The 13,410-nt window shown below is 62.2% G+C and carries 14 protein-coding genes; 10 read left to right on the top strand and 4 right to left on the bottom strand.

Annotated features, from left to right (window positions below; all coding sequences use genetic code 11):
• The first annotated feature begins 275 nt into the window (after positions 1–275).
• The 7 genes from LB547_RS04690 (at position 276) to LB547_RS04660 (ending at position 7,887) form a co-directional block, all read left to right on the top strand.
• Positions 276–1,526: an N-acetylmuramoyl-L-alanine amidase gene (locus LB547_RS04690; RefSeq protein ID WP_140762320.1), complete on the top strand. Its 1,251-nt coding sequence runs from the start codon at positions 276–278 to the stop codon at positions 1,524–1,526.
• A gap of 213 nt (positions 1,527–1,739) precedes the next feature.
• Positions 1,740–4,196: a penicillin-binding protein 1A gene (locus LB547_RS04685; RefSeq protein ID WP_140493638.1), complete on the top strand. Its 2,457-nt coding sequence runs from the start codon at positions 1,740–1,742 to the stop codon at positions 4,194–4,196.
• 124 nt (positions 4,197–4,320) lie between these two features.
• Positions 4,321–5,452, top strand: a protein-coding gene (prfB, locus tag LB547_RS04680; RefSeq protein WP_140493636.1) for a peptide chain release factor 2 whose coding sequence is annotated in 2 segments (ribosomal slippage) — positions 4,321–4,386 and positions 4,388–5,452 — 1,131 coding nt in all. Because the reading frame shifts where the segments join, the coding sequence is not laid out codon by codon here.
• 37 nt (positions 5,453–5,489) lie between these two features.
• Positions 5,490–5,909 (top strand): GFA family protein, encoded by a 420-nt coding sequence (locus tag LB547_RS04675; protein ID WP_140584174.1) that lies wholly within the window; start codon positions 5,490–5,492, stop codon positions 5,907–5,909.
• 308 nt (positions 5,910–6,217) lie between these two features.
• Positions 6,218–6,589, top strand: coding sequence for a hypothetical protein (locus tag LB547_RS04670; RefSeq protein WP_140493631.1), 372 nt, complete (start codon positions 6,218–6,220; stop codon positions 6,587–6,589).
• Positions 6,590–6,715: 126 nt separating this feature from the next.
• On the top strand, positions 6,716–7,084 hold the full coding sequence (locus LB547_RS04665; RefSeq protein ID WP_140584175.1) for a GFA family protein: 369 nt from the start codon (positions 6,716–6,718) through the stop codon (positions 7,082–7,084).
• 152 nt (positions 7,085–7,236) lie between these two features.
• Positions 7,237–7,887, top strand: a complete 651-nt coding sequence (locus LB547_RS04660; RefSeq protein WP_140493627.1) for an OmpA family protein — start codon at positions 7,237–7,239, stop codon at positions 7,885–7,887.
• A 103-nt stretch (positions 7,888–7,990) separates the two neighbouring features.
• On the opposite strand, the gene LB547_RS04655 is transcribed toward LB547_RS04660, so the two are convergent.
• Entirely contained in the window at positions 7,991–8,575 is a 585-nt protein-coding gene (locus LB547_RS04655; RefSeq protein ID WP_210241350.1) for an HXXEE domain-containing protein, read from the bottom strand.
• 54 nt (positions 8,576–8,629) lie between these two features.
• Between LB547_RS04655 and LB547_RS32295 the strand changes: the two genes are divergently transcribed.
• Both LB547_RS32295 and LB547_RS04650 read left to right on the top strand, forming a co-directional pair.
• Complete coding sequence (locus LB547_RS32295; protein ID WP_263483010.1) at positions 8,630–8,761, top strand: hypothetical protein; 132 nt, start codon at positions 8,630–8,632, stop codon at positions 8,759–8,761.
• 148 nt (positions 8,762–8,909) lie between these two features.
• Positions 8,910–9,515, top strand: a complete 606-nt coding sequence (locus LB547_RS04650) for a hypothetical protein (protein ID WP_140564732.1) — start codon at positions 8,910–8,912, stop codon at positions 9,513–9,515.
• 71 nt (positions 9,516–9,586) lie between these two features.
• Here the strand turns inward: LB547_RS04650 and LB547_RS04645 are convergent, their stop codons facing one another.
• A complete protein-coding gene (locus LB547_RS04645) occupies positions 9,587–11,170 on the bottom strand; it encodes a DEAD/DEAH box helicase (protein WP_181165113.1) in 1,584 nt (527 codons plus the stop codon).
• A gap of 203 nt (positions 11,171–11,373) precedes the next feature.
• Complete coding sequence (locus LB547_RS04640) at positions 11,374–12,147, bottom strand: NAD kinase (protein WP_140493621.1); 774 nt, start codon at positions 12,145–12,147, stop codon at positions 11,374–11,376.
• A 318-nt stretch (positions 12,148–12,465) separates the two neighbouring features.
• Here LB547_RS04640 and LB547_RS04635 point away from each other — a divergent pair, with 318 nt between their 5' ends.
• Positions 12,466–12,630: a hypothetical protein gene (locus LB547_RS04635; RefSeq protein WP_181168343.1), complete on the top strand. Its 165-nt coding sequence runs from the start codon at positions 12,466–12,468 to the stop codon at positions 12,628–12,630.
• Between the two features lie 18 nt (positions 12,631–12,648).
• Here LB547_RS04635 and LB547_RS04630 read toward each other — a convergent pair whose 3' ends face one another.
• On the bottom strand, positions 12,649–13,410 hold the full coding sequence (locus LB547_RS04630) for an MBL fold metallo-hydrolase (RefSeq protein ID WP_140762314.1): 762 nt from the start codon (positions 13,408–13,410) through the stop codon (positions 12,649–12,651).

Below are 13,410 nucleotides of genomic sequence, written 5' to 3'. Positions count from 1 at the left end.
TTTCGTCTCACCTGTAGCGGGAAGCTGCGGAGGAGGGCGGTTCCAGGATTGCAGTGATCCACTATCGCTTTTATGATTTGGCGGGTTGGAAGGCAACCCCGTTTTCCGACGCCGGCAAAAGCGGTTCCGCCACGTAAGCACGGGTCCGGGCCTCGCGTGAAAAGGCTTGGTTAACCTTCTCTGGATACCAATCGTTAATCGAGTTCGCGGCCTAACCGGCACTTCGACTACATGACCGGGCGCCTTGGCGCCAAACCGGGAGCGACTGCAAAGAGATGGGACTGGCAGGCTTCACAGACAAGGGCAGTCGTGCCGGCGGCCGTTTGCTCGCGATCTTCTGCCTCCTGCTGTCGATGACCATTTCGTTGGTCGCCAACGCCGCCGATGCCCCGCTCACGGCAACCGGTTACAAGATGGCGGGCGATGCCACCAAGATGCGCATCGTCATGGATTTCGACCGCGAGCCCGACGTCAAATGGTTCCTTTTGCGCAGGCCCAATCGTCTGGTCATCGATCTGGCGAATACGAAGTTAGCCATCGATGCCAAGGATTTGAAGCCTCGCGGGCTGGTCAAGGGCGTGCGCCTGGGTGAGTTGGAGGCAGGCGTGTCGCGGCTGGTTCTCACCGGGAAGGGGCCGTTCGCGGTCGACAAGCTCGATGTTCTCAAGAACGAGGACGGCGCGGGCTACCGCATCGCCATCGACATGTCGGCGGCCTCCGAACGCGAGTTCGACACTGCCCTTGCCAATCAGGCGCTGACCACCGGTTCCACGGTTTCGACCGACAAGGGCGGGCGGGTCGGCACCGGGCCGGTCTCCAATCCGGGCCATCGCTTCACCGTCGTCATCGATCCGGGCCATGGCGGCGTCGATGGCGGTGCCGAGGGCCTGAACGGCACCGTCGAAAAGAACGTCACGCTGGCTTTCGCCACGGAACTGCGCGACAAGCTCGCCGCCGTCGGCAGATACGATGTCTTCATGACGCGCGACACCGACGAATATTTGCGGCTGGACGACCGCGTGCGCATCGCTCGCCAGCATGAGGCCGACCTGCTCATCTCCATTCATGCCGACACCATCAGCCTCAAGGGCATCCGTGGCGCGACCGTCTATACCGTTTCCGACAAGGCTTCGGATCCGGAAGCGCAGGCGCTTGCCGACCGTGAAAATCTCTCGGACCAGTTCGCCGGCATGGTGATCAAGGACGACAACAAGGAAGTCACCGATATCCTGATCGACCTGATCCGCCGCGAGACCCACACCTTTTCGATGAGTTTCGCCCACACGCTGGTCGGCCAGTTGTCGACCAGCGTCGGCCTCATCAACAATCCGCAGCGTTCCGCGGGATTCAAGGTGCTGAAAGCGCCTGACGTCCCCTCCGTGCTGGTCGAACTAGGCTATCTCTCGAATGCCAAGGACGAGGCGCAACTGCTCGACGCCGACTGGCGCGGCAAGGCGGCGCAAAGCATCACCAACGCCGTCGCGCTGTTCGCTTCCGCGCGTGCCGGAACGGGAACCGGGGGCTGAAATGCCTGACGACGCCTGCAACCACAGGCAGCGTTGCGCGGCGACAACACCCGACGCTTTTATTTCCGACTCACGGCCGCGAAATCCGGCCTTGCCGTATTTTGCCCACATGGTAGCGACATGGGTTTTCGATTACGGGTTGGGACCGGCTCGAATGCTTGCGCGGAAGGCGGCTTCGTTTAGGAAATTCCCGAACCAAGGACTGGAGCGGGCATGATTCGTCTCATTGGCTATTTCTTCGGTATCGGCACGACGCTGGCCCTGCTGGTCGCGGCGGGGGTTGCCATCTATATCGGGCATTTGTCCAAGGATCTGCCCGACTATGAGGTGCTGGCCAAGTACGAGCCGCCGGTGACCACCCGAATCCATGCCTCGGACGGCGCGCTGATGGCCGAGTACGCGCGCGAACGGCGCCTGTATTTGCCGATCCAGGCCATCCCCGACCGCGTCAAGGCGGCCTTCCTGTCGGCCGAGGACAAGAATTTCTACAACCACCCCGGCATTGACGTGACCGGCCTGGGCCGCGCTATCATCGTCAACCTGCAGAATTTCGGCTCGGGCAGGCGTCAGGTTGGCGCCTCGACGATCACGCAGCAGGTGGCGAAGAATTTTCTGCTGACCTCGGACCAGACCTACGAGCGCAAGATCAAGGAGATGATCCTCGCCTTCCGCATCGAGCAGGCCTATTCCAAGGACCGCATTCTCGAACTCTACCTCAACGAAATCTTCTTCGGTTTCGGCGCCTATGGCGTGGCGGGTGCGGCGCTCACTTATTTCGACAAGTCGGTGAATGAGCTGACCGTGGCCGAGGCCGCCTATCTGGCCTCGCTGCCCAAGGGGCCGAACAACTATCATCCCTTCAAGCATGCCGACCGCGCGCTTGAGCGCCGCAACTGGGTCATCGACCAGATGGTGGAGAACGGCTACGTCACGCGCGAGGAAGGCGACAAGGCCAAGGCGGAGCCCCTCGGCGTCACACCGCGCCGCAACGGCACCTATCTGTTCGCCGGCGAATACTTCACCGAGGAGGTGCGCCGCCAGATCATCGCCCGCTACGGCGAGAACGCGCTCTATGAAGGCGGCCTGTCCGTCCGCACCACGCTCGACCCGAAGATCCAGCTCATCGCCCGCAAGGCGATGCAGAACGGCTTGATCAAATACGACACGCTGCGCGGCTACCGCGGGCCGCTGAAGACGATCGACGTGTCCGGCGACTGGGGTGTGCCGCTGGGCAATGTGAAGGGACTGGAAGACGTTCCCGAATGGAAGCTCGCAGTCGTGCTCGACAGTTCGGCATCCGGCCTGTCGATTGGCTTGCAGCCGGCACGCCAGGCGTCGGGCGACATCGTCAAGGAGCGCGTCGAAGGCACCGTCAGCAAGGAAGACATGGGCTTTGCCATGCGCCATGTGGTCGGCGGCAAGACGGTCAGGGCCAAGTCGCCGGCCGATGTGCTGAAGCCGGGCGACGTCGTCTTCGTCCAGAAGAACGAAGGCTCCGACGACGCCTACAGCCTGCGCCAGGTCCCCGAAGTGGAAGGCGGCCTGATCGCCATGGATCCACACACCGGCCGCGTGCTGGCCATGGTCGGCGGCTTCTCCTACGCGCAGTCGGAGTTCAACCGCGCCACCCAGGCCATGCGCCAGCCCGGCTCTTCGTTCAAGCCGATCGTCTATTCCGCGGCGCTCGACAATGGCTATACGCCGGCGTCGGTGATCATGGACGGACCGATTACCATCCAGAGCGGCAACACGACCTGGACGCCGAAGAACTACGACGGCACGGTCGCTGGTCCGGCAACCCTGCGCTCCGGCATCGAAAAGTCGCGCAACCTGATGACTGTGCGCCTCGCCAACGACATGGGCATGAAGCTGGTCGTCGAATATGCCGAGCGTTTCGGCGTCTATGACCATCTGGCGCCGTATTTGCCGATGGCGCTGGGCTCCGGCGAGACGACGGTGATGCGCATGGTTTCGGCCTATTCGATCATGGCCAATGGCGGCAAGTCGATCAAGCCGACATTGATCGACCGTATCCAGGACCGCTACGGCAAGACCGTCTTCAAGCAGGACGAACGCGGCTGCGAAGGCTGCAACGCGGCCGAATGGCAGAACCAGCCCGAACCTGAGCTTGTCGATAATTCCGAACAGGTTCTCGATCCGATGACCGCCTACCAGATCACCTCGATGATGGAAGGCGTCGTCCAGCGCGGCACCGGCGCCACCATCGCCGAGCTCGGACGCCACATCGCCGGCAAGACCGGCACCACCAACGACGAAAAGGACGCCTGGTTCATCGGTTACACGCCGAACCTCGTCGTCGGCCTCTATATGGGCTACGACACGCCGCGCGGCCTTGGCCATGGCGCCACCGGCGGCGGCCTCGCCGCTCCTATCTTCAAGGATTTCATGCGCGTGGCGCTGGATGGCACGCCCAATGTCGACTTCAAGGTTCCCGAAGGCATGAATCTGGTCGCCATCAACCGCAAGACCGGCATGCGGGCCAATTCGGGCGATCCCGGCACCATCATCGAGGCCTTCAAGCCGGGCACCGGGCCAGCCGACAGCTATTGGGTGATCGGCATGGGCGCCGACGGGTCCAATGCCTCCGGCGGCGCGCTGTCGCCTCAGGCCAACCAGGCCATCCAGTCGGGCGGCGGCGGCCTCTACTGACGGGTATGCATGCAGGATTGGGCCGGCCCTGGGCCGGTCCAATTTGCTTTACAGGCGGCGGCGCCGTCCCTATGTATCGCGCCGACCAGGCGTCACTTTCAGCAACAGGATAAAACATCAGGCCATGCGCGCGGAAACGCAGAATATTGTCGACGAGATCAGGCAGGCAATTACCCTGCTGAGGAGGCATCTTTGACTGGGATCAGGCCATAAAGCGGCTTGAATATCTCAACGTCCGCGCCGAGGACGCCAGCCTCTGGAACGAACCGCTGGAAGCGCAGAAGCTGATGCGCGAGCGCCAGGGCCTCGAGGAAGGCATCGCGGCGGTCAGGGGCCTGACCCAGGCGCTGGAAGACAATATCGGCCTGATCGAACTCGGCGAGGAAGAGGGCGACGAGAGCGTCGTTGCCGAGGCTGAGGCAGCGATCCGTTCGATGCAAGGCGAGGCGAAGGCCCGCCAGGTCGAGACGCTGCTGTCGGGCGAAGCCGACGCCAACGACACCTATCTCGAAATCCACGCAGGCGCCGGCGGCACCGAAAGCCAGGACTGGGCCTCGATGTTGCTGCGCATGTACACGCGCTGGGCCGAGCGCCGCCGCTTCAAGGTCGAGGTGCTGGAAGTGCATGACGGCGAAGAGGCCGGCATCAAGTCTGCGACGCTGCTGATCAAGGGCCACAATGCCTATGGCTGGCTGAAGACGGAGTCCGGCGTCCACCGGCTGGTGCGCATTTCACCTTATGACAGCAACGCGCGCCGGCACACGTCCTTCGCCAGCGTCTGGGTCTATCCCGTCATCGACGATACGATCGAGATCGACGTTTCCGAATCCGACGTGCGCATCGACACCTATCGTTCGTCCGGTTCAGGCGGCCAGCACGTCAACACCACCGATTCGGCGGTGCGCATTACCCATCTCGCCACCGGTATAGCGGTCGCCTGCCAGGCCGAACGTTCGCAGCACAAAAATCGGGCAAAGGCCTGGGAGATGCTGCGCTCGCGGCTTTACGAGGAAGAGCTGAAGAAGCGCGAAGCCGTCGCCAACGCCACCGAAGCATCGAAGAGCGACATTGGCTGGGGTCACCAGATCCGCTCCTACGTGCTGCAGCCCTATCAGCTGGTGAAGGATCTGCGTACTGGCGTCGAAAGCACCAGCCCGTCGAGCGTGCTCGATGGCGACCTCGATGACTTCATGGAAGCCTCGCTGTCGCAACGCATCGAGGGTGGTGCTGGGGAAGCGGTGGCGGACCTGGATTAGGGTCGGCGCCTACAGTGCCACACATTTGGATTGGATGATGGCTCGCAAGCTTGTTGGAAAGTGCTTCTGCGGCGCGGTGCACTATGCGGTCGCTGACGAGTTCCTGTACGCGGCGAATTGCCATTGCTCGAACTGCCGGCGCACGACAGGTTCGGCTTTCAAGCCCTTCGCGGGCATCGAACGCGCCAAGTTTGTCCTGATCAAGGGCCACGACATGTTGCTGGTCTTCGGCGACGACAACGGCCATGACGCGCACTGCAAGCGGTGCGGTTCGCTGCTCTATTCGGTCGTGCGCCAGGGCGCCTTCGTCCATGTCGCGATGGGAACGCTCGTCGACAACCCGAGCATCCGCCCGACCGAGCATATCTTCGTCGGTTCCAAGGCGCCGTGGTACACGATCAGCGACGGCCTGCCGCAGTATGACGAACACGTGATCACAGGACCTGCTGGCGAATAGGCCGGAACTTCTCTCGCTGAATCTCGTTATCTGCGATCCCGTCTGCTGGGCATGGTTGTGCCTGCCTATCCAATCGAGAGACGGCGCCTGTTTTCTGTTGCCGATGCGCGGCATTCAGCCTGCGACATCGGCATGCAGTGGTTTCTTGCGCCGACTCACAAATCGGCCCACCATCCATGGTCGAGGGGAGACAAAAGCATCTATGGCCGGGCGCGGCAGAAATGCCTGCTGACGATCCGGCCGCTGGGAAGACACGTTTCAGGAACGGGCAAGCGAAACGCTTGATGCTCGTCGAAAGGAGCGCTTCCATGTCTGCTGCCCCATCAAAATCGGCTCGGGCCGCGGTGGGCCGACTCATGCTCTGCCTGCTTGCAATCGCAGCGATTGCGTTGCCGATGGCGCCTGCCTTCGCCCACGACGCCAAGCCTACAGCGGCGAAGCCGCTGGGTTGGAGCTATCCATTCGCATGCTGCGCTAACTACGATTGCCGCACGGCCCATACGGGCGAGGTTTTGGAAAAACCCGAGGGTTATGTGATCGCCGGCACGGGGGAAGTTGTCCCGATGACCGACAAGCGTGTGAAGGACAGCCCGGACGGCGAATTCCACTGGTGCGCGCATCAAGCGGGTCTAGACGCCGGTAAGACGATCTGCCTGTTCGTGCCGCCGCGCTCCTACTAAGCCCGGGAGGCGCAGCGGCGACCGGCCCGGACCGCGATGGGCGGGGGCCTGCTGACGGACGGTTGCCAGGACCGCTCCTTTGTGTTGCGTTGCCTGCGGGCGGCGGACAAGGGAGAGGTGACGTCCATGACCATCAAGGGAAGCTGCCACTGCAAGGCGACGATATTCGAGGTTTCGCAAGCACCGCAGACGCTGACGCAGTGCACTTGTTCGTTCTGCTCGAAACGCGGCTCGCTTTGGGCCTACTACACTCCTGCGCAGTTCAAGCTCCTCACGCCGCAGAAGAATGTTTCCTTCTATCAGTGGGGATCGAAGACCGTTAAGCACGGTTTTTGCGACACCTGCGGCTGCGGGACCTTCACCGAAACACCGGACTGGTCGAGCGGAGAGCCGGATTTCGACAATCCCAAGATCAGCGTCAACTCGCGGTTGTTCGACGATTTCGATCTGGACAAGGTCGAAGTGGTGGCCATCGACGGCCGGAATCTCTGGTAGATTCCTGGACGCCCAATCGGGAAATCGTGCCCCGGGGAAAAGCCGTTGCCGGTGTTTTTCCCGTTCCGCTTTTCGCCGCATTTCATGGTACAAGTCGCGCGAAGGGCTGATTTGGCGCCACCGCAAGGCGTGACTTGGAGAGGGACAATCCTATGAAGAAGACCGTGCTCGTCGTCGTGGCGACGGCTGTGCTGGTGAGCGCCTGCACCACCACCGATCCGTATACCGGCGACCAGAAAATTTCCAACACGGCGGCCGGTGCCGGCCTCGGCGCCTTGGCCGGCGCCAGCCTTGGCCTGCTTGCGGGCGGCAATGATCGTCGCAACGCGCTGATCGGCGCCGGCATCGGGGCGCTGGCCGGCGGCGCCATCGGCGCCACCATGGACCAGAACGAAGCCGAACTGCGCCGGCAGTTGGAGGGCACAGGCGTCAGCGTCACCCGCTCCGGCGACCAGATCATCCTCAATATGCCGTCCGATATCACCTTCAACGTCGATCAGGATGCGGTGAAGCCCGGCTTCTACCAGGTGCTGAATTCGGTCGCGCTGGTGCTGAAGAAGTTCAAGCAGACCACGGTCGACGTGTTCGGCCATACCGATTCGACCGGCGGCGACCAGCATAATTTCGATCTGTCGCAGCGCCGCGCGCTGGCGGTCGCCAACTACCTGGCTGGCCAGGGCGTCGATTCGCGCCGCTTCGCCGTCACGGGATTCGGCAAGACCCGTCCGGTAGCGTCCAATGCCACCGCCGAGGGTCGCGCTCAAAACCGTCGCGTCGAGATCCAGCTTTCGCCGCTCACCTGAGCAGCATCGATCAGAATGCAAAAACGGCCTCGCAAGGGGCCGTTTTTGTTTGCAAAATGCGACCGACGGCCAGGCCTGCGGCCCCCGGGGTTCTTCCATGATGTTACGGTGAGGTCGGCTTATCGACCGTCGCTCGTTGGGTCAGGCGCTGCCGCCGGACGACATGGGCAACGATCAGCCCATGAATGAGCAGCCCGACCGTAAGTCCAAGGATATGGAAGCCCGTTCCCGAACCGGAAAGCGTCAGGATCGACCAGATGGATGCGGGTACGAACAAGACAATTGCGGTGATGAGCCCGGGGTTATAGCTGCGCATCCTGATGGCCTGCGCGATGTGAACCAAAGCGTTGATCAGGGTGGTGTAGGCGGCGATCAGCCCTATTCCGGCATTGACCGTGACAGTGAGGGTGAAAACCAGGGAGTAGATGCCCCATACACCCGGTACGTTGATCACAAAGACATCGAAGCGGGTAAGCAGCGGCGCCCCGCCGCCGAGCATCTTGTCGACAAAAAGCCGGAACCGGTCTTCGGCATGCTCCTCGTATTGATGGAGCATGTAAATCGGAATCAGCAGGAAGACGGTGAGCTCGGCTGTCTCCAATTGAGCGGCCAGCCCGATCGCCACCACGCACAGGGTGAGGCCGGCGAGCACGCCACCATAGACCCAATCTTCCACCAGACGCTTCATCACGCCATCTTCGGCGAGGCCGCGCGTCCTTGCAACACACGACGATATCAGACCTTGGCAACGATGCGCATGAAGGCCGGCGTGTCGTCGCCGAAGCCAACGGTGGTGTCGCTCGGCGATGACGGCAACAGCTTCACCGGCCGCGACCGCCGCGCTCAGATTGAGATTGGCGTGCCAGAGAATTAGCCAGTCCTAAATAACCGCTTTCCATGGAAAGGAATAGCATCGTCGCTGTTCCGGAGGGGATGAGGCGGTACACTTGGCCGCGCAATAAGCATTTTCTTTTTCAGCCTCGGTCTTGCACGGCCAGATCAAAAAAATCTGGGAGGAATGCATGACAAGAACAGCCAGCCTTGGGCGCTGCGGCGTCTTCGCTTTAACAGGTCTTGTAAGCGCATGGTTGGGCGTCGCGGCGGCTCGAGCCGAGGATGCCAACAAAGCTGACATCGAGGCCTTGAAAAAGTCGCTCGCCAAATATGAGGACTACACCGCCGCCGTCCGCGACCTTTATCTGTCGACGGTCGGCTGCGTCTACTATAGCGGAGAAAAGATATCCGGAGCGATGTACTACCCGAAAGGCGCCATGGGCATCCATTTCGTCAACGTCCCAAGTGTCGGCCAAAAACTCGACCCGATGCGCCCCAATGTGCTGATCTACGAGCCGACGAAAAACGGTCTGCGCCTGGTCGGGGCGGAATGGCTGGTGCCGCTGACGCCGGACCTCAAAGAGCCGCCGAAGCTGTTTGGCCAAACCTTCATGGGTCCGATGGAGGGACACTATCCGCTCATCCCGAGGGAGTTCGTCCACTACGATCTTCACGCCTGGCTGGGTGATAATCCCAACGGCATGTTCAGTCCGACGAACCCGAACGTGAAATGCAACAAGGCCGAGTTTCCGATGTTGGAGAAACCGACCAAGATGATGCCCGGGCCGATGTAACGGCGACCCCAGCCAGGAGCTTGCCGGGAGGGCAAGCCGGATGGCCGTCTTGTCTTGGAACCACTCGTCGGTCAGCCCTTGGCGACGATGCGCATGAAGGCGGGCATGTCGTCGCCGAAGCCAACGGTGGCGTCGTTTTCGTCTTCTCGGTTGCGGGCAGGGCGACGGTCATCGCGCTGGGGCCTGGTGTCGCCACGTTCCGGTGCACGTCGCTCGCTGCGCGCCGCGGAGCTCTTGCGCTCGGAATTTTCCGAGCGGATAGCGTCCTTGCGCGTGCGCCGCTCACCAGTGTCGGCGACCGTTTCCTCGGCCGCGACCGGCTGTTCCTCGCGCACGGTTTCCGGTGCCGCGTCTTCGCCATGCTTGGCCTGGCGTCCGCCTCTCTTGCGCTCGCCCCTGTCCTTGCGGTCGTCGTCCTTGCGGCCGGCACGACGCGGTGCACCGCGGCCACGGCGCGGAGCTTCGTCCTCGCCTTCGCTGGCCACCACCGTCGACAGGTCACCGTCATGCCACTCGATCTTGGTGCCGATCAGCCGTTCGATGGCGTCGATGTACTTGGTGTCGGACTTGGTCGCGATGGTGAAGGATTTTCCGGAGCGCCCGGCGCGGCCGGTACGGCCGATTCGGTGGACGTAATCCTCGGCATGGATCGGGACGTCATAGTTGAAGACGTGGCTGACATCGGGAATGTCGAGGCCGCGCGCGGCCACGTCGGAGGCGACCAGATACCGCAGCTTGCCGTCGCGGAAATTGGCCAGCATCTGCATGCGCGCGCGCTGGTCCATGTCGCCATGCAGCGCGCCGGCGTCGAAGTCATATTTCAGCAGCGAGCGGAACAGCTCCGACACCTCGATCTTGCGGTTGCAGAAGATGATGGCGTTCTTCAGCTCCGCATCCTCGGCCTTGATCAGGTTGCGCAGCGTCTCGCGCTTGTCCCAGGGTTTGGAACCGGACTTCACCAGCCGCTGGATGATGTTGGTCGCGGCGGAGGCGGCCTTTGAAACCTCGACGCGCACCGGCGCGTGCAGGAACTTTTCGGTCAGCTTGGTGATCTCGGGCGGCATCGTCGCCGAGAAGAACAGCGTCTGCCGGGTGAAGGGGATCATCTCGCAGATACGCTCGATATCGGGAATGAAGCCCATGTCGAGCATGCGATCGGCTTCGTCGATGACGAGGATCTCGACGCCGTTGAGCAAGAGCTTGCCGCGCTCGCGGTGGTCGAGCATGCGGCCGGGCGTCGCGATGAGCACGTCGGCGCCACGCTCCAGTTTCTTGTCCTGTTCGTCGAACGACACGCCGCCGATCAGCAGTGCGATGTTGAGCTTGTGGTTCTTGCCGTATTTGATGAAGTTTTCCTCGACCTGCGCCGCAAGCTCGCGGGTCGGCTCCAGGATCAGCGTGCGGGGCATGCGGGCGCGGGCGCGGCCCTTTTCCAGTCGTGTCAGCATCGGCAGCACGAAGGAGGCCGTCTTGCCGGTACCGGTCTGTGCTATGCCAAGCACATCCTTGCCCAGAAGCGCGTGCGGAATGGCGCCGGCCTGGATCGGCGTCGGCTTGAGGTAGCCGGCGTCGGTGACTGCGGAAAGGACCTTCGGCGATAGGCCGAGGTCCGCGAAAGTCAACGCTTCTTGAGCGGTCTGGGTGTCTGAGGACAAGTTCTGGCTGTCTTTGGCTGTTCGGGGAAGCGCAACGGCATCCGTCGCGGCAGGCGCCGCGCGCCCGCAAGATCATCACTGCAACTAGGCGCAAGCCCGCGATTTGTCAACACAAACGGCCGGCAATGGCTCGATTGTGAAGTCGTAACCTTAATTACTATGTCTGATCCGGCCGCTTATCCGCGCGCCGGCTCAATATCGGCTCAATAACGGAACTGTTCCGCCAGTATGCGTTCGTTCCAGGAGTGATTGGGATCGAACAGCAAAGTTGCGGTCGCCGTCGCAGATTCCCTCACCGTCACGGAAGCTACGGCCTTGACCTCCGTATGGTCGGCGGCGGCGTTCACCGGCCGCTTTTCCGCCTCTAGTATATCGAAGCGCACGGTTGCCTTGTTGGAAAGCAAAGCGCCGCGCCAGCGGCGCGGGCGAAACGGGCTGACGGGGGTAAGCGCCAGCAGCGGCGCGTCGAGCGGCAGGATGGGCCCATGCGCCGAAAGATTGTAGGCGGTGGAGCCAGCCGGCGTGGCGATCATCACGCCGTCGCAATTCAGTTCCTCGAGCCGTACCTGGTCATCTATGGTGATGCGGATCTTGGCCGTCTGATAGGACTGGCGCCATAACGCCACTTCGTTGATGGCCAGCGCCGAGACGGTTTCGCCATCCGAGGTAACGGCCTGCATCTCCAGCGGACGGATCGTTTCGGCGACCGCGGCCGCGATGCGCTCGGCGAGACCTCCGGAACGATATTCGTTCATCAGGAAGCCGATGGTGCCACGGTTCATGCCGTAGACCTTTTTGCCGGTTCCCATTGTATCGCGCAAAGTTTGCAGCAGGAAACCGTCGCCGCCCAGGGCCACGACGACATCGGCTTCCGCGACCGAATGCTGGCCATAGCGCGCCGACAGGCTTTCCAGCGCCGCTTTGGCGTCAGGCGTGCCGGACGAGACGAAGGCGATGCTGTTGGCGGCTTTGCTCATGGCTCCCCGACGGTGACCGGTTGGCGGCTGGGCCGGGGTAGCATGGGCGGGCCTGTGTGCAAAGAGAGCCCGCAGACGTGCGGTTCGAACCGGCAGTCGCGAATCATATCAGGGAACGAGCCAATGTGATGGTTAAGGCCGGGCTTAAACTCTCGTAAAGCCGCATGGATCATGTTAGCCGGCATGGGTGGCGTGGGGGCGCCCGCAGCGATCTTATGCCTTTCAGGATACGAAAGACGCTGTGGCACTTTGATCGTGCGTGAATCCTTCGAGAGTCGATCCCGATTTCGGGGACACGCGCCAGCCGGGACCAACATATTGCTGGTAACACGCCTGATCATCATCTCCGTCGTGCTGGGAAGCTTCGCGCTTGTCTTCGCCGAACTGGTGCGCCACTCGGAAGAAACAAGCCTCAGGCCATTGCCCACGGCCTCGCGCTGCGGCGATGCCGCCGGAATGCCTTGTCCGCAAAGGGCGCTGTAGATCAAAACAAGCTGATTGTTAGGAGCGTGGTTGCAGATGGCAGCCGGCCTGGCGTTTCTGTGCCAGATACTCGTCGATCAGCTGGCGATAGCGCACCTTGCCGAAACTCGGGAAATGGCCGCCATGCACGACCGAGACGTCGAGGTCGCGCATGGCAAGCAGCGTCTGCAAATAATCATCGATATCGGAATGGTAGACGTCGTCGATCAGCGGGCCGTCATAGATGATGTCGCCGGAAAGCAGGATGCGGGTCTTCTTCTCGTACAGAGCGATACCGCCTGGCGAATGGCCGGGCGTGTGGATCACCTCGAAGGCGCGATCGCCGAGGTCGACGATATCGCCATGTTCGAGCAGGCGGTCCGCCGGGGCGGGCATGATGCGATAGCGCGCCGTATCCCAACCTTGTGGCTGGCGATCGAACATCTCTTCATTGGCGTAGCGGTCCGCCACCGTCCATTCGTTGCGCGGATCGGTCAGAATCTCCGCCTCGGCGCGGTGCACGCAGCGGTCGGGAAATTCATGGTGGCAGCCTATATGATCGAAATGCGTGTGGCTGGCGACGCAGGTGAGCTTGCGCTCGCTGACCAGCGGCACATGGCGCCTGAGGCTGAAATGGCCAAGCCCGGTATCGAACAGCAGGTCGCGGTCGCGACCGCGCACATGCCACATATTACAGCGGAAGAACGGTTTGATCCATGGCTCGTGGATCAGCGTGACACCGTCGCCCATGCCGATGGTCTCGTACCAGTCAGGTGCGTCGACGACCGCAAGCATGCCCAT

The organism is Mesorhizobium sp. B264B1B (genome assembly GCF_020165765.1).
In the GTDB taxonomy this organism is placed as follows: Bacteria; Pseudomonadota; Alphaproteobacteria; order Rhizobiales; family Rhizobiaceae; genus Mesorhizobium.
Note: the sequence above shows the minus strand (reverse complement) of the source record. Positions and strands in the feature narration are given on the sequence as shown.

What these genes read in the sequence shown, in the direction of transcription:
- LB547_RS04650 (WP_140564732.1), top strand. Translation starts at nt 8,910, where the DNA reads ATGACAAGAACAGCCAGCCTTGGGCGCTGCGGCGTCTTCGCTTTAACA.
- LB547_RS04665 (WP_140584175.1), top strand. Translation starts at nt 6,716, where the DNA reads ATGACCATCAAGGGAAGCTGCCACTGCAAGGCGACGATATTCGAGGTT.
- LB547_RS04655 (WP_210241350.1), bottom strand. Translation starts at nt 8,575, where the DNA reads ATGAAGCGTCTGGTGGAAGATTGGGTCTATGGTGGCGTGCTCGCCGGC.
- LB547_RS04670 (WP_140493631.1), top strand. Translation starts at nt 6,218, where the DNA reads ATGTCTGCTGCCCCATCAAAATCGGCTCGGGCCGCGGTGGGCCGACTC.
- LB547_RS04675 (WP_140584174.1), top strand. Translation starts at nt 5,490, where the DNA reads ATGGCTCGCAAGCTTGTTGGAAAGTGCTTCTGCGGCGCGGTGCACTAT.
- LB547_RS04690 (WP_140762320.1), top strand. Translation starts at nt 276, where the DNA reads ATGGGACTGGCAGGCTTCACAGACAAGGGCAGTCGTGCCGGCGGCCGT.
- LB547_RS04640 (WP_140493621.1), bottom strand. Translation starts at nt 12,147, where the DNA reads ATGAGCAAAGCCGCCAACAGCATCGCCTTCGTCTCGTCCGGCACGCCT.
- LB547_RS04685 (WP_140493638.1), top strand. Translation starts at nt 1,740, where the DNA reads ATGATTCGTCTCATTGGCTATTTCTTCGGTATCGGCACGACGCTGGCC.
- LB547_RS04660 (WP_140493627.1), top strand. Translation starts at nt 7,237, where the DNA reads ATGAAGAAGACCGTGCTCGTCGTCGTGGCGACGGCTGTGCTGGTGAGC.
- LB547_RS04630 (WP_140762314.1), bottom strand. Translation starts at nt 13,410, where the DNA reads ATGGGCATGCTTGCGGTCGTCGACGCACCTGACTGGTACGAGACCATC.